This is a genomic window from Streptomyces sp. NPDC087300 (assembly GCF_044744425.1).
Classification (GTDB): Bacteria; Actinomycetota; Actinomycetes; order Streptomycetales; family Streptomycetaceae; genus Streptomyces.
The window spans coordinates 35,248-57,086 of the sequence record NZ_JBIUYI010000002.1 but is presented as its reverse complement, the minus strand read 5'-3'; the positions used below and the strand labels follow the sequence as shown (position 1 = coordinate 57,086).

Annotated in this window: 21 protein-coding genes and 1 riboswitch; of the genes, 9 read left to right on the top strand and 12 right to left on the bottom strand. The window is 70.9% G+C overall.

Annotated elements, in window-relative coordinates:
* The first annotated feature begins 68 nt into the window (after positions 1 to 68).
* Positions 69 to 225, top strand: a riboswitch (cyclic di-AMP (ydaO/yuaA leader).
* A gap of 7 nt (positions 226 to 232) precedes the next feature.
* Complete coding sequence (locus ACIO9J_RS05855) at positions 233 to 1,450, top strand: NlpC/P60 family protein (RefSeq protein WP_401993203.1); 1,218 nt, start codon at positions 233 to 235, stop codon at positions 1,448 to 1,450.
* A 125-nt stretch (positions 1,451 to 1,575) separates the two neighbouring features.
* On the opposite strand, the gene ACIO9J_RS05850 is transcribed toward ACIO9J_RS05855, so the two are convergent.
* Complete coding sequence (locus ACIO9J_RS05850; protein WP_401993200.1) at positions 1,576 to 1,929, bottom strand: hypothetical protein; 354 nt, start codon at positions 1,927 to 1,929, stop codon at positions 1,576 to 1,578.
* A gap of 344 nt (positions 1,930 to 2,273) precedes the next feature.
* Here ACIO9J_RS05850 and ACIO9J_RS05845 point away from each other — a divergent pair, with 344 nt between their 5' ends.
* From ACIO9J_RS05845 to ACIO9J_RS05835, 3 genes are all read left to right on the top strand, one after another.
* Positions 2,274 to 3,323 carry an NlpC/P60 family protein gene (locus ACIO9J_RS05845; RefSeq protein WP_401993197.1) on the top strand — a complete coding sequence of 350 codons (1,050 nt, stop codon included), beginning with the start codon at positions 2,274 to 2,276 and terminating at the stop codon, positions 3,321 to 3,323.
* Between the two features lie 56 nt (positions 3,324 to 3,379).
* Positions 3,380 to 4,015 carry a hypothetical protein gene (locus ACIO9J_RS05840; RefSeq protein WP_401993194.1) on the top strand — a complete coding sequence of 212 codons (636 nt, stop codon included), beginning with the start codon at positions 3,380 to 3,382 and terminating at the stop codon, positions 4,013 to 4,015.
* Between the two features lie 172 nt (positions 4,016 to 4,187).
* Complete coding sequence (locus tag ACIO9J_RS05835) at positions 4,188 to 4,859, top strand: DUF4232 domain-containing protein (RefSeq protein ID WP_401993192.1); 672 nt, start codon at positions 4,188 to 4,190, stop codon at positions 4,857 to 4,859.
* Between the two features lie 41 nt (positions 4,860 to 4,900).
* On the opposite strand, the gene ACIO9J_RS05830 is transcribed toward ACIO9J_RS05835, so the two are convergent.
* Positions 4,901 to 5,626 carry a LuxR C-terminal-related transcriptional regulator gene (locus ACIO9J_RS05830; RefSeq protein WP_401993189.1) on the bottom strand — a complete coding sequence of 242 codons (726 nt, stop codon included), beginning with the start codon at positions 5,624 to 5,626 and terminating at the stop codon, positions 4,901 to 4,903.
* Positions 5,623 to 6,912: a PspC domain-containing protein gene (locus tag ACIO9J_RS05825; RefSeq protein ID WP_401993186.1), complete on the bottom strand. Its 1,290-nt coding sequence runs from the start codon at positions 6,910 to 6,912 to the stop codon at positions 5,623 to 5,625. Before ACIO9J_RS05825 ends, ACIO9J_RS05830 begins: the two co-directional genes overlap by 4 nt.
* A gap of 184 nt (positions 6,913 to 7,096) precedes the next feature.
* Here ACIO9J_RS05825 and ACIO9J_RS05820 point away from each other — a divergent pair, with 184 nt between their 5' ends.
* Both ACIO9J_RS05820 and ACIO9J_RS05815 read left to right on the top strand, forming a co-directional pair.
* Positions 7,097 to 8,464, top strand: coding sequence for a PspC domain-containing protein (locus ACIO9J_RS05820; RefSeq protein ID WP_401993183.1), 1,368 nt, complete (start codon positions 7,097 to 7,099; stop codon positions 8,462 to 8,464).
* Complete coding sequence (locus ACIO9J_RS05815; protein WP_401993180.1) at positions 8,451 to 8,675, top strand: hypothetical protein; 225 nt, start codon at positions 8,451 to 8,453, stop codon at positions 8,673 to 8,675. The genes ACIO9J_RS05820 and ACIO9J_RS05815 overlap by 14 nt, the downstream gene beginning before the upstream one ends.
* 24 nt (positions 8,676 to 8,699) lie before the next feature.
* On the opposite strand, the gene ACIO9J_RS05810 is transcribed toward ACIO9J_RS05815, so the two are convergent.
* The 3 genes from ACIO9J_RS05810 to ACIO9J_RS05800 form a co-directional block, all read right to left on the bottom strand.
* Positions 8,700 to 9,224, bottom strand: coding sequence for a DoxX family protein (locus ACIO9J_RS05810; protein ID WP_401993177.1), 525 nt, complete (start codon positions 9,222 to 9,224; stop codon positions 8,700 to 8,702).
* Positions 9,225 to 9,368: 144 nt separating this feature from the next.
* Positions 9,369 to 10,634, bottom strand: a complete 1,266-nt coding sequence (locus ACIO9J_RS05805; RefSeq protein WP_401995827.1) for a hypothetical protein — start codon at positions 10,632 to 10,634, stop codon at positions 9,369 to 9,371.
* A 211-nt stretch (positions 10,635 to 10,845) separates the two neighbouring features.
* Positions 10,846 to 11,631, bottom strand: a complete 786-nt coding sequence (locus tag ACIO9J_RS05800) for a class II aldolase/adducin family protein (protein WP_401993174.1) — start codon at positions 11,629 to 11,631, stop codon at positions 10,846 to 10,848.
* A gap of 130 nt (positions 11,632 to 11,761) precedes the next feature.
* On the opposite strand from ACIO9J_RS05800, the gene ACIO9J_RS05795 reads away from it, so the two are divergent.
* Entirely contained in the window at positions 11,762 to 12,250 is a 489-nt protein-coding gene (locus ACIO9J_RS05795; RefSeq protein WP_401993171.1) for a pyridoxamine 5'-phosphate oxidase family protein, read from the top strand.
* 110 nt (positions 12,251 to 12,360) lie between these two features.
* Here the strand turns inward: ACIO9J_RS05795 and guaA are convergent, their stop codons facing one another.
* The gene (gene guaA, locus ACIO9J_RS05790) at positions 12,361 to 13,941 is read right to left on the bottom strand and encodes a glutamine-hydrolyzing GMP synthase (protein ID WP_401993168.1); all 1,581 of its coding nucleotides are present in this window, start codon (positions 13,939 to 13,941) and stop codon (positions 12,361 to 12,363) included.
* A 501-nt stretch (positions 13,942 to 14,442) separates the two neighbouring features.
* On the opposite strand from guaA, the gene ACIO9J_RS05785 reads away from it, so the two are divergent.
* The gene (locus tag ACIO9J_RS05785; protein WP_401993166.1) at positions 14,443 to 14,766 is read left to right on the top strand and encodes a chorismate mutase; all 324 of its coding nucleotides are present in this window, start codon (positions 14,443 to 14,445) and stop codon (positions 14,764 to 14,766) included.
* A 573-nt stretch (positions 14,767 to 15,339) separates the two neighbouring features.
* Here ACIO9J_RS05785 and ACIO9J_RS05780 read toward each other — a convergent pair.
* From ACIO9J_RS05780 to ACIO9J_RS05770, 3 genes are all read right to left on the bottom strand, one after another.
* On the bottom strand, positions 15,340 to 15,462 hold the full coding sequence (locus tag ACIO9J_RS05780) for a hypothetical protein (RefSeq protein WP_401993164.1): 123 nt from the start codon (positions 15,460 to 15,462) through the stop codon (positions 15,340 to 15,342).
* A 51-nt stretch (positions 15,463 to 15,513) separates the two neighbouring features.
* Positions 15,514 to 16,323, bottom strand: a complete 810-nt coding sequence (locus ACIO9J_RS05775) for a hypothetical protein (RefSeq protein ID WP_401993161.1) — start codon at positions 16,321 to 16,323, stop codon at positions 15,514 to 15,516.
* Between the two features lie 130 nt (positions 16,324 to 16,453).
* Positions 16,454 to 16,819: a hypothetical protein gene (locus ACIO9J_RS05770; RefSeq protein WP_401993159.1), complete on the bottom strand. Its 366-nt coding sequence runs from the start codon at positions 16,817 to 16,819 to the stop codon at positions 16,454 to 16,456.
* A 281-nt stretch (positions 16,820 to 17,100) separates the two neighbouring features.
* Between ACIO9J_RS05770 and ACIO9J_RS05765 the strand changes: the two genes are divergently transcribed.
* Positions 17,101 to 18,120: an LAETG motif-containing sortase-dependent surface protein gene (locus ACIO9J_RS05765; protein ID WP_401993156.1), complete on the top strand. Its 1,020-nt coding sequence runs from the start codon at positions 17,101 to 17,103 to the stop codon at positions 18,118 to 18,120.
* Between the two features lie 153 nt (positions 18,121 to 18,273).
* Here the strand turns inward: ACIO9J_RS05765 and ACIO9J_RS05760 are convergent, their stop codons facing one another.
* The gene (locus tag ACIO9J_RS05760; RefSeq protein ID WP_401993153.1) at positions 18,274 to 20,091 is read right to left on the bottom strand and encodes a GMC family oxidoreductase N-terminal domain-containing protein; all 1,818 of its coding nucleotides are present in this window, start codon (positions 20,089 to 20,091) and stop codon (positions 18,274 to 18,276) included.
* Positions 20,092 to 20,190: 99 nt separating this feature from the next.
* Entirely contained in the window at positions 20,191 to 21,807 is a 1,617-nt protein-coding gene (locus ACIO9J_RS05755) for a succinic semialdehyde dehydrogenase (RefSeq protein WP_401993151.1), read from the bottom strand.
* Positions 21,808 to 21,839: the final 32 nt, after the last annotated feature.

The window sequence follows — 21,839 nt, the reverse complement described above, 5'->3', positions numbered from 1 at the left end:
GGCCACACGAGTTGGCTAGCGTGCTGCGCGGGCCGCTCGTACCGCCACCGGCGAACCCCGCCGGGAACGGGTGGCCTACGCCGAGTCCGACGTGTTCGGAGCCGGGGACCCACCAAGACCTTGGGGTGAATCGGTCCCGTACGTAGTACGGGACCGTAGGGCAACCTTCCGAAGCACCCGCCCGAACCCGACAGCTAACCCGGTAGGCGGTCTACGGAAGGAGTCGCCTCTCTTGGCGTCGCACCGCAAACCGCGGAACCGGACGGCCGGCAAACGCACGGCCCCCGCCATCGGCATCACCACGGCCGCCCTCACCTCGGTGGCCCTCCTCTCGCAGAGCGCGCAGGCTGCCCCCTCCGCGCCGACGAAGCCCAGCCTCGAAGAAGTACAGAAGAAGGTCGACGACCTCTACCACCAGGCGGGCGTGGCCACCCAGAAGTACAACTCGGCCAAGGAGAGGACCGACAAGCAGCGCAAGAAGGTCGATCACCTCCTGGACGACGTGGCCAAGCGCACCGAGAAGCTGAACGAGGCCCGCCAGGAGCTCGGCTCCTTCGCCGCCGCGCAGTACCGCACCGGGGCCATCTCCGGGACGGCGACGATGATGCTCGCCGACGACCCGCAGGGCTACTTCGACCAGAACCACCTGTCGGACCGGCTCACCGAACGCCAGAAGAAGGCGGTCGACGACTACCAGACCGAGCAGGTCTCGGCGACGAAGCAGCGCACGAAGGCGGCGAAGAGCCTCAGGACGCTGACCGACTCGCGCGACGACCTCAGGACGAGCAAGCGGACCGTCCAGCAGAAGCTGGGTGAGGCCCGCAAGGTCCTGTCGGAGCTGACCGCCGAGGAGAAGGCCAGGCTCGCCGCGATCGAGCGGAAGAAGGAGCGGGAGGCCAAGCGCAAGGCCGACGAACTGGCCCGCAAGCAGGCCGCGGAGGCGGAGCGCGAGCGCAAGGCGGAGGAAGCGGCGCAGAAGGAGAAGCAGGAGCAGGACGAGGGCCAGGGTTCCGGCGCGGGCTCGGGCAGCGGTTCGGGCTCAGGTTCCGGTTCGGGCTCCGGCTCCGGCTCCGGCTCCGGAAGCACCGACGGCAGTTACGCCACCAAGGCCGCGAAGGTGATCGACTTCGCCGAGGCGCAGATCGGCAAGCCGTACGTCTGGGGCGCCACGGGCCCCGACTCCTACGACTGCTCCGGGCTCACCCAGGACGCGTGGAAGGCCGCCGGGATCTCTCTGCCGCGCACCACGTGGGACCAGGTGAAGGTCGGCACGACGGTGAAGACGGCCGACGCCAAACCGGGTGACCTGGTGTTCTTCTACGACGACATCAGTCACGTAGGGATCTACATCGGCAACGGCAAGATGATCCACGCCCCGAAGCCGGGCGCGAACGTCCGCGTCGAGTCGATCTACTACATGCCGATCCACAGCGTGGTGCGCCCCGCGTGAGGGCCTGACGGCCCGGCGGTCACGGCCTGGTGGTCACGGCCCGACGGCGAAAAGCACCCTCTACGCGCGCGTGGCCCGCATCCTCTCGGGGATGCGGGCCACGCGCGCGTAGAGGTCGGGAGAACTCAGGTCCAGAGCACCGCGATGAAGATGTTCACCACGGTCAGCAGACCGACCGCGCCGAACATCCCCTTGTCGATCTTCTCCTCGTCCCGCTTCACGTAGACCAGCGCGAGGATCACGATCAGCACGGCCATCTTGATGCCGATCTTGAGGTTGTTGACCGGGTTGTCGTCCGCCTGGTTCAGGCCCACCAGGAGGACGCCGGTGACGAGCATGGTCAGCGCGCCGTGCAGCATCGCGGGGCTGAACCGGGCGGTGCCCTGGCCCATCTGCTTCATCTGGGTCAGGAAGCCGCCCAGGAGCGACGCGATGCCGATGATGTGCAGGCCGACGAAGAGATGGATGAGTACGTCCATGAGCCGGAGCCTAACCGGGCGCGTTCCGGCCACTGCGGGCGGTCCCTTACCACCGTCACGCGGACACCCGGGGCACAAGCCGCAGATCGGTCGCACAGCCGTGTGAAGTGGTCCTCCAACAGTGATCGACACGGTCGTCTTCCGTCACCGATCCGTCCACTACTGCCACTTCCGCGCAATCGGACACCAAGCCGTGACGGTCAGGTTTAGCGTCCTCCACCAGGTGACCGGCTCCCCACCGCCGCCCGGACCCGGGGCGGCAGTCGGACACCACCGCCGAGGAACCGGCGGCGGTCCGCTCCCCCTGTGCGGGCCGCCGCCGGACACGTAAGGAGCCCCTCTTCGTGTCAGCGCACCGCAAGCCCAAACAGCGCTCGCTCAGCGGCAACACGGCCCGCACCGCCGTCACCCTCGCCCTCGCGGGAGCCGCGTCGGCGACCGCGTTCGACGGCGTGGGACACGCGGACCCCCGGCTCAGCCCGGCCGAGGTGAAGTCCAAGGTCGACTCGCTCTACCGCGAGGCGGAGATCGCCACCGAGAAGTACAACGGCGCGAAGGAGAAGGCCGACAAGGCCGAGAAGTCCCTCGGAGTGCTGCGCGACGAGGCGGCCCGCAAGACGGACGAGCTCAACTCCGCGCGCGACGAGCTCGGTTCGTACGCCGCCGCCCAGTACCGCGCCGGAGGCGTCGACCCGGCCATGCAGCTGGCCCTCTCCTCCGACCCCGACCAGTTCCTGGAGCGCGCCTCGCTCGCCGACCGCGCCGGCAACCGCCAGGCCGCGACCGTCAGCGACATACGCAAGCAGCTCCAGGAGATCCGCCAGCTGCACTCCGAGGCCGACGACCGTCTTGCCTCCTTCCACGAGCGCCAGGCGGAGCTGAAGAAGCAGAAGAAGACGGTCACCGGAAAGCTCGACGAGGCCAAGCGCCTCCTCGCCCGGCTCACGGGCGACGAGCGCGCCGAGCTGGCGAACCCCGAAGGCGACCGCGCCACCCGCTCAGACGTCCGTGACGCCGCCCTGGGCGGCACGGCCAAGGCTCCCAACGCCCGCGCCGCGGCCGCCGTCTCGTACGCCTACAAGGCGCTCGGCAGCCCCTACGTCTGGGGCGCCACGGGACCGAACGCCTTCGACTGCTCCGGGCTCACCCAGGCCGCCTACCGCTCCGCGGGCGTCTCGCTGCCCCGCACCACCTACGCCCAGATCGCCGCGGGCCAACGGGTTCCACGCTCCGCGCTGCGCCCCGGTGACCTGGTGTTCTTCTACTCCGGCATCAGCCACGTCGGCATCTACGTGGGCCACGGCGAGATGATCCACGCCCCCAACCCGAGCGCTCCCGTGCGGCTCGCGCCCATCGACCAGATGCCGTTCGCGGGCGCCACCCGCGTGGTGTGAGAGGGCCGGTCGGCCAGGTGTGATCCGGCCAGGAAGCCGCGGGTAATGTCGCGTCCATGCCTAGCCGTACGCTGCCGCCGCCCCCGCCACCCGCGCATCTGCGCACCTGGCCCGACCGGCAGACGTTGCTCAACGACCGCGGCATGGCCCTCGACGACCTGCGCAGGCGGTACTTGGGGGTGCACCGGCTCCTGCTGCTGTGGCTGTGCGGCTTCGGCGGCGTCGTCGGCTGGGCGCTCCTGGTGATGCCGTTGCAGTTCATCGACGACAAGGACCCCAGTGGCTTCCTGCTCGGCCCGGTCCTCATGGTGCTCGGCGTGGCGGCGTTCGTTCCTTCGGTGATCGGAGTCGTCATCGGCTTCCGCCACGACCGGCGGATACGGGAACTCACCGACGCCTGGCTCGCGTTGGACAGTCAACCGGCCAGTGACGCCCGGCTGCGCTCCCCCGCCCTCAGCCTCGTCTGGCTGCTGGCCTCCCTCGCCGTCTGCGTGCTCGGCCTCTGGGCGTCCTTCGCCGCGGCCGCGTACGCCGAACCGGGCCGCGACACCTACAGCGACGTCGCCCTCGGCATGGGCACCGGCCTGGTCCTGTGGCTGACGGGCCTCATCGGCGGCACGAAGGCGGCCCGCCACTACCGCTGGGCCCTGCGCAGGCTGGGCCCGGCCCCGAGCGCGGGCGGCCACAGCTAGGGCCTGATCCAAACGACAGGCCCGAGGGCCCTGCTTCGCCCAAGTGCCGGTATCCGAGCGGCCGATACCCCTGTTGCAGAACGAAGACGTCGCGGGAAAACGCCTGTGACTCGGTGCGGGATACAAATATCTCCGACAGCACGACACGCACCGGACCTTCTGGGGGAACACCGTGAAGACCACCCGCCTCACCGCTCTCGCCGCCATCGCCGTCGCCGCCTCGCTCTCGCTCACCGCCTGTGGTGGAGACGACTCCGCGGACTCCTCCTCCAAGGGTTCCGGCTCGGCCTCGTCCTCCAACAGCGGCTCCTCGGACTCGGGCAGCGACGCCAAGTCGCAGGGCGGCTCGGAGGCCGGCGACGCCAAGGCGGACTCCGGTCAGGGCAAGGGCACCAAGGCGGAAGCCGCCAGCGGCTCGTCGCAGACCGGCGGCGGCAAGACCACGTTCTGCAAGACGGCCGACCTCGCCATAGACGCCGCCGACGCCGCCCCCGACGAGACCGAGGGCCGCATCAACATCACCATGATCAACCGCGGCTCCACCACCTGCTCCGCCACCGGATTCGCCGGCGTCGACATCAAGGACGAGGACAACACCTCCAACCCCGTCGAACGCGGCCAGGCCCAGCCCCGCATCACCACCCTCAAGCCCGGCGACGCCGCCGTCTTCAACCTCTCCTACACCAACGACACCAGCGGCAAAAGCCTCGCCTCCCCCACCAACATCATCGTCACACCCCCCAACGAGACCCACTCCGTCACCCTCGACTGGCCCACCGACGCCTCCGACATCAAGGGCGCCTACACCGACGTCCAGGTCTACCCCACCCACACCACGAACTAGCCCCCGTGCACACGGGCAGCACGCTCAGCGGACCTGACGCGTCAGACCAGCCGCCGCGCCGTCGCCCACCGGGTCAGCTCATGCCGGTTGGACAGCTGAAGCTTCCTCAGCACCGCGGACACATGCGACTCCACCGTCTTCACGGAGATGAAGAGCTGCTTGGCGATCTCCTTGTACGCGTATCCGCGCGCGATGAGTCGCAGCACCTCCCGCTCGCGCTGGGTGAGACGGTCCAGGTCCTCGTCGACCGGCGGCGCGTCGGTGGACGCGAAGGCATCGAGGACGAACCCCGCGAGCCGCGGCGAGAACACCGCGTCACCCTCCTGCACCCGGAAGATCGAGTCCACCAGGTCCGTGCCGGTGATGGTCTTGGTGACATAGCCGCGGGCCCCGCCCCGGATGACCCCGATGACATCCTCGGCGGCATCGGAGACCGAGAGCGCCAGGAAGCGCACCGGGTCCGTGGCATCGGACATCAACGACGCGCAGCGGCGCAGGACTTCCACCCCGCCGCCACCGGGCAGGTGCACGTCCAGGAGGACGACCTCGGGGCGCGTGGTCGTGATGACCGTGACCGCCTGATCGACGTCGGGCGCCTCCCCGACGACCTCGACTCCCGTGATGTCGGTACGGCCGATCTCGGCCTGCACCCCGGTGCGGAACATCCGGTGGTCGTCGACCAGGACGACCCGCACACGACGGCCGCCCTCGCTCCCGCCCGCCCCGGCCTGCTCCGCGGGCTCGTTCGCCTCGGTCGCGTCGCTCATGTCGCCGCCGTCCTCTCCATCTCCAGCTCGACTTCCGTGCCGCCCCCGGGCACCGCGCGCAGCCGCGCCGTGCCTCCGTTGCGCCGCATACGGCCGATGATCGATTCTCGTACGCCCATGCGGTCGTCCGGCACGGAATCCAGATCGAAGCCGGGCCCGCGGTCCCGGACGGACACGAATACCGTCTCTCCCTCGACCTCGGCGAAGACCTGCACCGCACCGCCCTCGCCACCGTACTTGGCGGCGTTCACCATCGCTTCCCTCGCGGCCTGCATCTGTGCGGTCAGGCCCTCGTCGAGCGGGCAGTCGCCGACCACGACCACCTCTATGGGGACGCCGTGCTTGTCCTCGACCTCCGCCGCGCTGCGGCGGACCGCCTCGGCGAGGGTGTCGGGCTCCTCGTCCTCGTCCTTGCCGGTGCCCTCGGGCTTGTAGAGCCAGGCCCGCAGGTCGCGCTCCTGCGCGCGGGCAAGGCGCCGGACCTCGCCCGGACTCTCCGCGTTCCGCTGGATGAGGGTCAGGGTGTGCAGCACGGAATCGTGCACGTGGGCGGCGACCTCGGCCCGCTCCTGGGCGCGGATGCGCATCAGGCGCTCTTCGGAGAGGTCCTGTGTCATGCGGACGAGATAGGGGCCCGCGAGCAGCGCGATGCCGACGAGCACGGCGAGCGCGGCCTGGAGGACGGCGCCCAGGTGCGCGGCGGAGCCCTGCAACACGAAGACGCCGGTCACACCGGCACCGACCAGCAGCACACCGGCCGCCGACCGGGCGATCGTGAGGGTGCGCCTGCGTCGGCCGACGGCCATCCAGCGGGCCCTGCGCGCGTTGTCCGCCTGCCGCCAGACCAGGGCCACACCGGCCGCGACGAGCAGCGTCGGGACGACGTACGCCTTGGTCGAGCCGTCCAGGTCCACGCTGCTGACGAAGACCATGGCGACGACGACCATCGCGAGGAGCGCGACGATCTGTCCCTTGTCCGGCTTGCGGGCGACGAGCCTGCGCCGGCCGTCGGTCGATGTCTCGGTGGTGACGGCCGCGGGCGGGCGCTCGGAGCCGACACCGCCGATGCCGAGCGGGACGAAGAACCAGAAGGCCGCGTACAGCAGCGCGCCCAGGCCGTCCGCGGTGAACAGGCCGACGAAGACGAGCCGGACCCAGATCACGGGCAGCCCGAGATGTCCGGCGAGACCGCGCGCGACACCGCCGAGCCAACGGCCGTCACCGCTGCGGTAGAGCTTGCGCAGCGGTCGGACGTCGTCGAGTGGCGGTGCGGCGGTTTCCGGCATGCCACCGATATTCACACGTGCGCGCGGTGCCGGGCATCAGGGTCGACCCCCGAGACTTCCCTGATCTCCGCCCCGGCAGCGCCCCTGTCAGGGTCGGGGCCCCAGGCGTCTCAGGGGCGATATCAGGGTTCGACCAGGGTCGTCCCGACTGCCGCGGCGGCTCCTCGGCAGTCACCATGGACGCATGACAGATCAGCAGCCCGCCGAGACGGAGACCGAGGCCGCCATCCGCGATGCCCTGCGCGGCACGCGGGATGAGCCGGGCGGCCTCGCGGCCGATCCCGATGCCGGGCTGCCCGCCGAAGATCTCAAGTTCCGCCGCGACCGCAGGCACAAGAAGCTCGGCGGCGTCTGCGCGGGGCTCGGTCAGCACTGCGACATGGACCCGGTGATCTTCCGCATCGGTCTGGCGGTGCTCGCGATCACCAGCGGCATCGGCCTGGTCGTCTACGGCTTCGCCTGGCTCTTCGTTCCGTACGAGGACGAGGAGGAGAACGAGGCGCGCAGGCTGCTCTCCGGCCGGGTCGACGGGCAGGCCCTGACGGCCGTGCTCTTCGCCCTCGTCGGCTGCGGCGTCTTCCTCACGCTGTTGAACAACGGCGGGGCGCTCACCTTCGCCTCCGTCCTCACCCTGCTCCTCGCGGGCGCGGGGTACTGGTCGCAGCAGCGCGGCACCCCCGATCCCGACCCGGTGGCGGCGCACGCCGCGGCCGACGCCCCGCCCGAGGCGAAGGCACCGCCCATCGCGGGCGGCCCCTCGTGGTGGCGCGACCCGATAGTGAAGGACGGCACGCACGACGGGGTCTCCGGCTACTTCTGGGGCCCCGAGGGCCTCGACGTCGGCTACCGGCCGAGCGGCCGCCACCCCGGCGTGCCCCGCGGCGACACTCCCGCGCCCGCCCCGGCGCCCAAGCCCCGCGGGCCGCGCTGGATCGGCGGCTGGGTGTTCCTCGCCGCCCTGCTCGCGGGCGGCCTGGGTACCCGTCTGACCTGGGACGACCACCCGCTGGGCACCACGTTGCAGACCGGTCTCGCCTGTGGGCTCGCGGTGTTCGCCATCGGCATCGCGATCAGCGCCTTCTTCGGGCGCACGGGAGCGGGGTCGATCGTGCTTGCGGTACTCACGGCCGGACTCCTCGCGGCCACGGCGGCGATCCCGAAGAACATCACGACGTACTACGCACGCGCCGACTGGATACCGGCGACGGCGACGGACCTCCGACCGCAGTACGAGGTGGGCCTCGGCACCGGCAAGCTCGACCTGAGCAAGATCCGCGTCGCCAAGGGGCAGACGCTGAAGACTCATGCCGAGGTCGGCGTGGGCGATCTGCGGGTGATCCTGCCGAAGGACGCCACCGTGCGCCTCGACGCCGAAGTGGGCGTCGGAGACATCCTGCTGCCGACCGATACGAACAAGGACCTGGACATCGCTCCGGGCCGGGAGAAGAAGGTGACGCTGGAGCCGTCCTCGGGCGGCAAGACCGGCGGCACGATCGATCTGCGCCTCGAAGTCGGCGTCGGACAAGCGAAGGTGACCCGTGCTACGTCATGAATTCCACCCGGGAAAGCTGGTCGCGGGCCTCTTCCTGCTGGCGGTCGCCGTCGTGTACGCGGGCGATGCGGGCGGCGCCTGGGACGCGCCCTGGTTCGTCGCGCTGCCGATGGTGATGGCGGGTCTGCTGATAGCGGGCGTGGCGGCGGCGGTCCATGGGATACGCCCGCGGTCCGCGGGCCGTTCGGGCGACCGACGCCCGCTGGAGTAGCCCAGGGCGGGCCGGGCCGGCCTGCTAGCCGAGTCCCATCCCGTTCCTGCGGCGTTCGGCGAGCAGTGCGTCGAGGGAGAGGACGGAGGCTCCGGCGAGCACCAGGGGCAGCCATGCCATCAGGTAGGCCAGGTCGTTGCCGTAGTAGTAGGGCTCCGTGGACCAGCTGACCGTCAGCCAGAGGCTGAGCGAGATCAGCGCTCCGCCGAGCGCGGCGATCCTGGCGAAGAGTCCGAACAAGGTACCGAGGCCGACGGCCAGTTCACCGAGGGCGATGGCGTAGCCGAAGCCGACGGGGCTCTTCAGGGCGAGGTCGACGAGTGCGGGGACCGCGGAGATGTCGCGGACGCCCTCCATCATCGCGCCGATCGAGCCCGACCCGCTGGCCTGCATGAAGGCGCTGTCGGTGAGCTTGTCCAGGCCCGCGTAGATGAAGGTGACGCCGAGGAAGACCCGCAGGGGGAGCAAGGCGTATCGGGTGGCGGACTCCCGCCAGTCGTCGCGCCTGACATAGCTGGTGTGGCTGTCCGTCCGCATGCCGTGCGCCATCGCTCCGCCGCCTCTCCCGTCGACCCGTCATCTGACCATACGTACGAAGAGGGGCCGCTGCTCACCGACGTGCAGCGGATTTCACGAGATCGACCCGAAGCTTCGAGGGGGGAGCCTGATGCGGAAGTGGTGGTGGGGAGCGATTCAGTCCGTGACGTCGATCGTGACGCGGTTCGTCTCGATGCCCGCGGCGGTGATCACCTGGACGTCGACGCGGCCGGGCTCGACGTCCACCGGGACGGGCACGGTCAGGGTGGAGTCGGTCGGGTTGGTGAAGCCGCCCGGCACGGGGACGAGCGGCACATGGACGTGCACGGTGCCGATGCGGACGACCATGCGGGCGAGCCGGTCCACGGCACCGGCGCCGGGCGGCACGAAGCCCGCACCACGGATCTCGATGTCGTCACCCGTACGGATGGGGGCGTCCAGATCACCGGCCTCCCGGGCGCGGACGACGGAGAGGATGACGGGGCGGCCGCCTTCGGAGTACTTGCCGGCCAGGTACGTCGCAGCGGAGACCAGGACGAGCACGGCGAGCCCCCACGGCAGGTCGGGCAGATGCTCGGGGCGGCGCGCGAGCCGCACCGCGGCGAAGACCACGGCGACGGCACTGACCAGGACGTACTGCACGTCGGTGAAGCTGCCGCGCCCCGCGTCGTCGGTCAGCGTGTCGGCAGCCCGCGGCCGGTCGGCGCGCACCTTCTGGAGCCGCTGGCCGAGCACCCGCACACCGACGACGCGGCGTACGAGCACCGCGACGCCGCAGACCACGGCGAGGACGGTCACCGTCCCGGCGGCGCGGGCGAGTTCAAGGCCGGCGATCAGCTCGTCCCGCCGATCGGGGCCCGCCGCCGCGGCCAGCTGGCCCGCGAGGACGAGCACCGCGAAGACGACCAGGAACACCCAGCAGGCGGCCACGGCGCGCGAGGTGGAGAGCCGGTTGTCCTCGCCGATCACCGGCGCGAGCACCCCGCCGCGCGCCCGGTGGAGGTATCCGGCGCCGGTCAGCAGCCCGCCCACGACCAGGGCAGCGAGGAGTCCGGCGGTGCGCGCGGCCGTCCAGCCCGTGCCGATCGCGGTCAGCGCCTGGACCACGAGGAGCACGACGAAGGCGGCCCAGGCCACGACGAGCGTGCGCGTCCACAGCCGGTGCGACCAGGCGTCGCCCTCGGCCCTGCCGCGTTCGGCGAGGGCCCGAGCGGACTGGGTCAGTTCGTCCGACACCCACTGGCGGGAGGCGCCCGCCGAGTGCGCGACGGCGGGCGGCAGCCCCTCCCCCGCCGCGAGCGCGTCGCGCTTGGCGAGGAACTCGGCCACGGCACGCCGGTGCCCCTCGCGCGCACCATGCGGGCAGCCGCCGCACGTGCAGCCGCCCCCGTGCGCGCCCTGCCTCGCCTCCTGCACCGCCACCGCGTACGCCGCCTTCCCCACCCCGGGAGCGACCGGGGCCGCCCGTGAACTTCCTTGCAGAGAAAGGGAATTGTGCCGCACTGAAGGACGAACGAATCCCACGGTTCAGGTCAGCGGGGGTGAACGCGCCAGGCGCTCGTTGACGGGCGGGGCAAGGACGGGCAGGTCATGGGCGTCGACGGGGCTCTCGGGCAGGCGGTGGGCGGATGCTTCAGGCCAGCAGATCCGGTTCGCTGCGGCTGATGTCCTGCCACAGGGACTGGTAATTGATCCACGCGACGAGATCGCTGCCGAGCTGTTCCCTGGTCTGCACCGCCTGCTTGTGGCCGATGAGCACCGGGCGGCCCGCGGCCCGCGCGCTCAGCTGGACCTGGCAGGAGCGTTCCATGGTGATGAACCACCAGGCGGCGGCGTCGACGGAGTCGCCCACGGTGAGCAGGCCGTGGTTGCGCAGGATGACCGCCTTGTGGTCGCCGAGCGCGGTCGCGATCCTGCGGCCCTCGTCGGCGTCGACGACGACACCGGTGTAGCCGTCGTACAGCGCGTGGCTCTCGTAGAAGGCGCACGCCTCCTGGGTGATCGGGTCGAGGAGTTCGCCGAGCGTGGCGAGCGCGCGGCCGTGCAGCGAGTGGCAGTGTGCGACGGCGACCACGTCGGGCCGGGCCAGATGCGCCTGGGCGTGGACGGTGAAGGCGGCCTGGTTGACGTGGTGGCGCCCCTCGACGACCTGCCCCTCGGCGTTGGCGAGCACGAGGTCGCCGACGGTGATGTGCTTGAACGGCATCCCGAAGGGGTTCACCCAGAAGCAGTCGGCGTACTCCGGGTCGCGCGCGGTGATGTGCCCGGAGACACCGTCCTCGTACCCGAGCCGCCCGAAGAGCCGCAGGGCACCGGCAAGGCGCTCCTTGCGGTGGCGCCGTTCGTCCGTCACGGAGTCGTGCACGGGCGGCATCGCGAACTGCAATCGCTCGACGGGTATCGGTGTGGGCGCCTGCATGTGTCCTCCATCCCTGGCTGTACGGGGCGGAAGTTACCGGCGGGAAGCACAGGAGGACAGGGGCACGACACGATCAACGGTGCGGCGAATGGAGACAGGAGGTGTCGGGTATCGGCGACAGACTCTGCGTATGTCGTTCACGTCGTGCAATTGGGCAGCCTTCACCGCCGCGGAGCCGGCTCTCGCCGAGTCCGTCGAGAAGCGCTTCGCCGCGTTCACCCACCATGTACTCGCGACGCTCCGCAAGGACGGTGCGCCGCGGACCACCGGGCTGGAAGTCCGTTTCCTGAACGACGAGTTGTGGCTCGGCATGATGCCGAACTCGCTCAAGGCGCTCGACCTGCGCCGCGATCCGCGCTTCGCGCTGCAGGCGAACCCGGGCCAGGGCGCGGACATGGCGGACGGCGACGTCCGGATCGCGGGCCGGGCCGTCGAGGTGACGGATCCGGCGGTCGTCGCGCTCTACACCGAGGTGGTGGACCCGCCGGACCCGGACACGTTCCACCTCTTCCGCACCGAGCTGACGGAGGTGGTGCGCACCTCGCTCGAGGACGGCACGTACCTCGCGGTGCAGCTGTGGAAGCCGGGCGCTCCGGCGCGCACCACCCGCAGGACCTGACCTCGGGGCGTCGTCCGCGAGCGGCGCATACGCCGACGGCGCCGCCCACAGTCCGTGGACGGCGCCGCTCGGGGCGTGGCTTCGGCCACGCCTTCAGGCATACGGGGAAGTCACTCCCACTCGATGGTCCCCGGCGGCTTCGAGGTCACGTCGAGGACGACGCGGTTCACGTCGGCGACCTCGTTCGTGATGCGCGTCGAGATCTTCGCGAGCACCTCGTAGGGCATGCGCGTCCAGTCGGCCGTCATGGCGTCCTCGGAGGAGACGGGGCGCAGCACGATCGGGTGGCCGTACGTGCGGCCGTCGCCCTGGACGCCGACGCTGCGGACGTCCGCGAGCAGCACGACGGGGCACTGCCAGATGTCCCGGTCGAGACCGGCCACGGTCAGTTCCTCGCGGGCGATGGCGTCGGCCTCGCGCAGCAGGTCGAGGCGGTCCTTGGTGACCTCGCCGACGATGCGGATGCCGAGGCCGGGGCCGGGGAACGGCTGGCGCTGGACGATCTCGTCCGGCAGGCCGAGCTCGGCGCCGACCATCCGGACCTCGTCCTTGAACAGCTGGCGCAGCGGCTCGATCAGCTCGAACTCGATGTCGTCGGGCAGGCCGCCGACATTGTGGTGCGACTTGATGTTCGCCGTGCCGGTGCCGCCGCCGGACTCGACGACGTCGGGGTAGAGCGTGCCCTGAACGAGGAAGGCGACCTCGGGTCCTTCCTCCTGGAGGATCTCCAGCTGCGCCTGCTCGAAGACGCGGATGAACTCGCGACCGATGATCTTGCGCTTGGTCTCCGGGTCGGAGACTCCGGCCAGCGCGTTGAGGAAGCGCTCGCTCGCGTCGACGACCTTCAGGTTCGCACCGGTGGCCGCGACGAAGTCCTTCTCGACCTGCTCGGTCTCGCCCTTGCGCATCAGACCGTGGTCGACGTACACGCAGGTCAGCTGCGAGCCGATGGCCTTCTGGACGAGGGCTGCGGCGACCGCCGAGTCCACGCCGCCGGACAGGCCGCAGATGGCGCGCTTGTCGCCGACCTGCTCGCGGATCGCGGCGACCTGCTCGTCGATGACGTTGCCGGTCGTCCAGTTCGGCTTGATGCCCGCGCCGCGGTAGAGGAAGTGCTCGAGGACCTGCTGGCCGTGCGTGGAGTGCATCACCTCGGGGTGGTACTGCACGCCGTACAGCTTCTTCTCGTCGTCCTCGAAGGCCGCGACCGGCACGACGTCCGTGGACGCGGTGACGGTGAAGCCCTCGGGCGCCGCGCTGCACGCGTCGCCGTGCGACATCCACACGGACTGCTCGGTCGGGGTGCCCTCGAAGAGGGTGGAGCCGGGCTTGGAGACGGCCAGCGGCGTGCGGCCGTACTCACGGGCGCCGTTGTCGTCGACGGTGCCGCCCAGCGCGGTCGCCATCAGCTGGAAGCCGTAGCACATGCCGAAGACGGGGACCCCGGCCTCGAAGAGCTGACGGTCGACGGTGGGCGCGTGCTCCGCGTACACCGAGGAGGGGCCGCCGGAGAGGATGATCGCCGCGGGCTTCTTGGCGAGCATCTCGGAGACCGGCATCGTGCTCGGCACGATCTCGCTGTAGACCCGCGCCTCACGGACGCGACGGGCGATGAGCTGGGCGTACTGCGCTCCGAAGTCGACGACCAGAACGGTCTCGGGAGCGGCGGCAGCGGGGGGCGCTGATGGCACGGCGGCGGCCTTCCGGCGTTGAGCGTGAGCGAGAGGCTCAGTGCGTGAGCAGGGGGTCTGTATTTGTCGATTCTAACGGGCCTGGCGGTACCTCCCTCGTCGCATCCGACGGACCCCGCACCCGGCCCCGCCCCCAACCCCACACCGGGCATGGCACCAGGCACGGCGCCGGGCACGGAACGGGGCACGGAACCGAGCGGCGCCCGGGGCGGCAGCCTCACCGAGGTGCGGACGGGGCGTCTCAGCATCCGGGCCGCCGGGCGAACCCGTTTGACCGGCGACGCGCGCGTGGGGGCATACTGACCTCGTGACCAAGCGCTACGACTTCCTCTTTACCTATGGCAACCGGCCTGCCGGCTGCCATGGTCGAGCTGCTTGATCTCCTGACAAGCGACTTACCGGGCGCCCCGGGCCGACAAGGCCCGGGGCGCTCTGTACGTTCGCGGTCCTTGCCGCTCCGGGGCTCCCCTCCCACGAAGACCCAGACACGAGGAGCCCCAGATGACCGCCACCGCCACCAGCGTCACTGCCGCCACCGCCAACAAGACCGCCGCCGACAAGACCGGCGCCCGTACCCCCGAGGCCGTCGGCGTGATCGAGAACGCGCGCGAGCGGATCGACACGCTCGACGACCGGATCATCGGTCTCATCCAGGAACGGATGGCCGTCTCGGCCGTCATCCAGGAGGCGCGCATCACGTCCGGCGGCCGCCGCGTGAACCTCTCCCGCGAGATGGAGGTCCTCGGCCACTACAGGGACGCGCTCGGCAAGCCCGGCACGACGCTCGCGATGACGCTCCTGGAGCTGTGCAGGGGCCAGGTCTGACCCCGTGGGGCCCGCGCCCGACGCCTGCGGACCTGAGTTCGGATGCGTTCTCACCCGTACGGCGCGTGACCGGTTCCCGGCGGGCTTCGTTGGTCCCGGTGTCCGTGTCAGCCAGGGGCGGGCCCGTAAGAACCACGCGTGGCTCCGCTGGAGCGATGAGGCGTACGGATCACTTTTCGTACGCCGTGGGACCTCGCTCCAGAGACGTGACCGGACGGCAGGGGACAGCAGCCCGGTCACCCAAGGGAACGGTCGGCTTCGGGGACGCCCGGAGTCGGCCGGCCTCCGTCCCCTTCCCCTATAGATGTGGTCGAAACGGTTGCGCCCCCGACAACGCATCGAGCACGATGCGTAAGAGGGCGGGGCTCCACGTCCCCCCATCCACAGCTTCATTGCCAGAGGTCGATACCACCCGAGCGCCCGCTGTGCGCCGGGGCGGCCACCGGCACTCGAACCAGCGGCGCACTCCCCCCGGCGCCGCCCCGAGGCACCGACGCCGCCCTGACGTCGGTGCTGACAGCCAAGGGCCCCGCGGATCCGTCCCGCGGGGCCCTTCGCTCCGTCCCGACCCGCTTACGCCGTGGGCAACTTGGCGGTCTGGGCCTCGACGATCGCGCCCGACAGGGCGGCGACGTCGCGGTACTCGGAGTCCGCGTGCTCATGCGCGATCAGCGCGACCGTGACGGACGCGGCCACGCCGGCCCGGGACGCAAATGATCGTGAGGCGCCGCACATCCGCGAGGTGCCTCACATCTTGCCGAGCTGCGCCTCGACGATCGCCGGTGCCACCTTCGGGTCCTGGTCCGCCGTCGCCGTACCGCCGCCCTTCATGCCGTCCTTCTCGTTCTCCCGGTCCTGCTGGACGCCCTCGGGGTCGTACGCGTTGGAGGCCTCGAAGGCCACGAGGGTCCCGCCGTCGCGGACGATGGTGACGCTCTCGCGCGTGATGAACTTGCCTCTGCGAAGGGCCAGTTGGTACGAGACCGACTCGTCGCCCCGGTCCTGTCCCGGCAGCGCGTGGACGCCGAGGAAGCGGTCGCCGCCGACGCCGAAGGTCGAGCACTTCTTCGACTTCAGGGCCGCGCGCAGGCCGTCCATGGACTTCTCGGCGACGCCCCGTGGATAGGCGGAGAGGCCGACGTCGGTGGTCGTCGGGTCGTTCTCGCCGGACCTGTTCAGGACGCGGCCGGCATGGGCCTCGGCCTTGGGCGGCGCGCCGGGGCCGAGCACCGCGGCGAGCGGCGCGCAGACCGCGGGAGACACGGGGCCCGCCGGGCGCGGCGCGGCCTCGTCGGCCTTCTCGACCTTGTAGCCCTTGATGTCGTCGGCCGCGATGGCGGACTTCTCCAGCGCGGTGGCGGCCCGCGAACCACCGCCGCGCCGCCCGTCGCCCTGCCCGCCGTCCGCACCGGAACCCGTTCCCGCGCCCGCGCCCTCGCTCGCACCCGGTTTCGCCGACTTCGCGTCGTCGTCACCGCTCCCGCCGCACGCGGCCACCGAGCCGAGGGCGGCCACGACGGAGGCGGCCACCACGGCACGCGCCACAGCTGACTTCACGATCTCTCTTCCCCCACTCACTCACGTATCGCACCGTGCGGAGTCACCCGCACCTTTGCTACGACGGAGGAAGATCGCCGACGGTTCCGTCCCGCCGTACGACGGGCTCACCTGCCGGGACGCCGGCGGTTCACCAGCCCAGGAGCCAGAAGCGGAACGGGCTGAGCAGGACGATCGCGAGGGCCATGCCGCCGATCACGATCACCACGCTCCACACCCGGCGGCTGCGTTCGGAGCGGCCGCCACGGCTCGGTCCCGTGGGCATCGCGCGCCAGTCGTCGGGGCGCCACGGTTCGGGATCGGCCTTGCGCCTCCCGCGCATGCGGCGAAGGCGTCCGGCCTCCCGCTCCTGCCGCCGGGCCGCCTCCTCGTCAAGGCGCCGCAGCCGCTCGGCCACCATGCGCGCCCGCGCGGACGGTTCCTTCGGCGCGTTCGAGCGGATGTCCCGCTCGCTGTCCTTCTCGAATCTCTCCCACACCTCGTCGGGTATGGCCACGCTGTCTCCTCCCCCTTGAGCCGAGCCCGTCGGAGCCGAGCCCGTTCGAGCCGTGCCCGTTCGAGCCGTGCCCGTTGGGCGGAGAATTTCTACGGCACCCCGTCCCACCCGCACAAGCGATGTGATCCACGGCACATAAGAATTCTGTGAAATCGAGGACAACCATTCACAGGGATCGCAGGTCATGCATGCAGTAACAACGGCCACACCCGCGCCCCACCGCGGAGGCCTCCACCTCCGCACTGTCCACCACACAGTGCGCCGGACTTCCTGAGGTCTTCATGAAGCTTCGTCGTGCCATGGCCGCCGCGGCCGCTACGGCTGTCATAGCCCCGCTCGCGCTCCTGTCGGCGCCCGCCGCGTTCGCGACCGAGGACACCACCGCCTCCCCGTCCCCGACGGTCACCGAGACGGAGGCGCCGACCGAGACTCCCAAGCCGACCGACAAGCCGACCGAGACCGAGAAGCCGACCGAGAAGCCGACGGACAAGCCGACCGAGACCGAGAAGCCCACCGAGAAGCCGACCGAGACCGAGAAGCCGACGGAGAAGCCCACCGAGACGACCGAGCCGACCGAGACCGCCGAGCCGACCGACGAGCCGAGCGAGTGCGCGGTCGACGAGGACGGCGAAGACGTCGACTCCGAGCTGGAGATGAACCTCGGCGGTCTGCCCGGCAAGATCGTCGCGGGCAGCGGCTGGCACCAGTTCAAGCTGACCGCCGCCAACCCGACGGACAAGGACCTCGGCGAGGTCCGCTGGATCGCCGCCGTGGACAGCGACGGCGAGGCCCCGGACAACTGGCTGAGCAACTACGCCAACCTGCAGTACTTCGACCCCGAGACCAAGTCCTGGGAGTCGATCGACGGCGACCTCGACGGCGGTCTCGCCTTCGGCGTCACCGACCTCGGTCCGCAGGAGAAGGTCGACATCAAGCTGCGCCTCAAGGTCAGCGCCAAGGCCCCGGCGGGTCCGGGCTACGCGATCGGCATCGGCAGCTACGTCGACTCCGACGCGAACTGCGTGCACAGCTCGATCGACTACTACGAGCTGACGATCCTCAAGGCCGGCAGCGACAACGACAACCCGGGCACCCCGAAGCCGCTTCCGGGCAAGGACAAGCCGAGCGACGTCACCAAGCCGCAGGGTGGCTCCAAGGAGCTCCCCGTGACCGGCAGCCTCGCTGAGACCGGCTCCAGCTCGATGCTGCCGACCATCGGCATCGCCGGTGGCATCGCCGTCGTCGCCGGTGCGGGCGCGGTGTTCGTCGTGCGTCGCCGCAAGGCCGACGCCGCCGCGTAACCGCGGCAGCCGTGTCCGCACGGCAGCCGCCTGACCGCGGCACCTGATCACGCGGAAGGACCTGCGCTCGGAGGGGGGCGCAGGTCCTTACGTGTGTCCGGGCACGTGTGTCCGGGGACGCGTGTCCGGGGCTGTCGGCGACGCAGCCGCCGCCTACTTCTTGGACGGCACCGACGGCATCCCCAGGAACGGCAGCCGCAGCGCGCCGAAGGCGTCCGCGGGGACCACGGGGGTCTTCGGCTCGACCGCCGCGAGGCGCACGTACCCGGTGCCCTGCGCGGGACGCGGGTCCTGCGCGCCCTTGTTGGGCCAGAACGACATGGCGCGCTCGGCCTGCGCGGTGATCGTCAGGGACGGGTTCACACCGAGGTTCGCGGAGACCGCGGCACCGTCGACGACCGAGATGCCGGGGTGTCCGTAGAGCCGGTGGTAGGGGTCGATGACGCCGGTGTCCGCCGAGTCGCCGATCGGGCAGCCGCCGAGGAAGTGCGCGGTGAGCGGGGTGCCCATGAGCTCACCGATGTTCGAGCCGGGGAAGCCGTTGATCTCCTCGGAGAGGATCGTCGCGGCGCGGGTGGCCTCGGCTATCTGGTCGGGGTTGGGCGCGCCGTGGCCCTGCCGGGCGGTCAGCAGCCCCTTGCCGAGCCCCTTCTCCTTGCGGTACGTCGTCAGGGAGTTGTCGAGCGACTGCATCACCAGGCCGATGATGGTCCTCTCCGACCAGCGCCGGTTGGACAGGGACCGCACGGCGAGCAGCGGGTGGCGCGCCATGTTGCCGAGCCAACCGGTGACCCGGTCCTTGCCGCCCTTGACGCTGTACGGGACCTGGAGCAGCGTCATGCCGCCCATCGCGTTGGACTTCTTGCCGTAGCGGACGGGCTCGATGTGCGTGCTGTCGTTCGGGTGGATCGACGAGGTGATCGCGACGCCCTTGGTGAAGTCGACCTTCCGCGCGCCGTGCCGCTTGCGGTAGCGGCGGTCGGTGGTCTGGGCGCCCACCAGGGCCTCGGAGTTGGTGCGGGTCAGGGTGCCGAGGCGCGCCGAGACGCGCGGCAGCAGCCCGGAGTCCTTCATCCGGTGCAGCAGCGTCTGCGTGCCGTACGTCCCCGCGGCGACGACGACCTGGCGGGCCTTGAACGTACGGCCCTTGCCCTTGCGCTTGTCGTCGGTGGGCAGCGTGGCCACCGCGTAACCGCCGCGCGAGTCCTCGGTGACGGCGACGACCGACGTCATCGGGTGGACGACGGCGCCCGCCTTCTCGGCGAGGTAGAGGTAGTTCTCGTTGAGGGTGTTCTTCGCGCCGTGCCGGCAGCCGGTCATGCACTCGCCGCACTCGGTGCAGGCCTTGCGGGACGGGCCCGCGCCGCCGAAGTAGGGGTCGGGAACTTCCGCGCCTGGCCTGGCCGTTGAATGACCGTCCGCGTCCTCCTTGTCGCCGAAGAAGACGCCGACGGGTGCCATGTGGAAGCTGTCGCCGACCCCCATCTCCTGGGCGGCGGCCTTCAGATGGACGTCCGAGGGCGTCGTCGTCGGGTTGAGCCGCACGCCGAGCATGCGCTTGGCCTGCTCGTAGTAGGGGCTCAGTTCGTCCTGCCAGTCCGTGATGTCCTTCCACTGCGGGTCGTTGAAGAACGGCGCGGGCGGGACGTACAGGGTGTTGGCGTAGTTCAGCGAGCCGCCGCCGACCCCGGCGCCCGCGAGCACCATCACGTTGCCGAGCAGATGGATGCGCTGGATGCCGTAGAGGCCGAGGGCGGGGGCCCAGAGGTAGTTCTTCAGGTCCCAGGAGTTCTTCGGCAGGCTCGCGCGCGTGAAGCGGCGCCCGGCTTCCAGCACGCCCACGCGGTAGCCCTTCTCCGTGAGGCGCAGCGCGGAGACGGCGCCGCCGAAGCCGCTGCCCACGACGATGACGTCGTAGTCGTACGTAGCGTCGTCGCCCACCTGGTTCTGGGCAGAGCTCTCCTGTGACATTGACTCTCCTCGTCGAATTACCGGCAGGCCGTCTGTGGTTGCTCGCGCGGTTCCCCGCGCCCCTTTACGGGGCCCCTGACGGGGCGCTCTCCGCGTGGGCTAGCGCAAGCGGAACGCCTTCATCACCTTCAGGCTCGTGCTCATGAACGCCGCGTACTTCTCGTCGTCCAGGCCGAAGGACGGTGCGAGCGGCATGATCCGCTGGGTGGCGACGGTCTGCGCCTCGGTGTACTTGAGGATGCCCTCGGAGCCGTGCCTGCGGCCGAGGCCCGAGTCCTTCATGCCGCCCATCGGGGACTGCACGCTGCCGTAGGCGGGCGCGTAGCCCTCGTTGACGTTGACCGTGCCGGTGCGCAGCCGGGCGGCGACCTCGCGGCCGCGCCTGCCGTCCTTCGTCCAGACCGAGGAGTTCAGACCGTACGGCGTGGCGTTGGCGAGCTCGACCGCCTCGTTCTCGTCGGTGAAGCGGTAGACGGAGACGACCGGGCCGAAGGTCTCCTCGTTGCAGACGGACATCGGGGCCTCGACGCCGTCCAGGATGGTCGGCTCGAAGAAGTACGGGCCGATGTCCGGGCGCGCGACGCCGCCCGCGACGAGCGTGGCGCCCTTGGCGACGGCCTCGTCGACGTGCCGGGTGACGGTCTCCAGCTGCCGCTCGCCGACGAGGGAGCCCATGTCGGCGCCGTAGGCGAGGGACTTGCCGAGCCGCATGGCCTTCGTCCGCTCCGCGAAGCGCGCCACGAACCGGTCGGCGACCGACTCGTGGACGTAGAGCCGCTCGATGGAGATGCACAGCTGGCCCGCGGACGAGAAGCAGGCCCGCACCGCGCCCGCGGCGGCCTTGTCGACGTCGGCGTCGTGCAGCACCAGCATGGCGTTCTTGCCGCCGAGTTCGAGCGAGACGCCGACCAGGCGGGCCGCCGCGCCCTGGGCGACCTCGCGTCCGGTGCGGGTGGAGCCGGTGAAGGAGACGTAGTCGGCGTGCTTGACGAGCTCGGGGCCGACGACCGGGCCCTCGCCGAGGACGACCTGGAAGACCTCCGAGGGCAGCCCCGCCTCGATGATCAGGTCGCGGGCCCACAGGGCGGTCAGGCAGGTCTCCGTGTCGGGCTTCATCACCAGCGCGTTGCCCGCGACGAGGGCGGGGAGGGCGTCGCCGATGGACAGCTCCAGGGGGTAGTTCCAGGGGGCGATCTGGCCGACGACGCCGCGCGGCTGGCGGTTCTCGGTGACCTTGGTGAGGGTCGGGACGACGCCGGTGTGCCGCTTGGGGCTCAGGTACGAGGGGGCCTTGCGGCCGTAGTGCCGGGCGGCGACGGCGACGGACTGGATCTCCTCGTGCGCGTGCAGCCTGGCCTTGCCGGTCTCCAGCTGGATCAGGTCGAGCACCTCGGCCTGGCGCTGGAGCACCAGGTCGTGGAAGCGCAGCAGGACGGCGGCGCGCTGCTTGACGGGGGTCCTCGCCCAGGCGATCTGGGCGGTGCGGGCCCGCTCGAAGGCGGTGGCCACGTCCTCGGGGGTGGACTCGGGCAGGTCCGCCAGCTTCTCGCCGGTCAGCGGCGTGTGGTTGGCGGTCCGCCCGGAACCTATGACGTCACGGGTGAGCTGGGCGATCAGCTCGGGCGTGACCACGTCGGCGGCGGTGCGCGCGCCTTCGGGAGCCGGGGCTGTCGGGTTCGTGCCGAGGGGCGCTGCGGTGGCCTGCGAGTCCGTCATGCTCGTGAGAGTAGGCCCACGTCAGGCTTTTG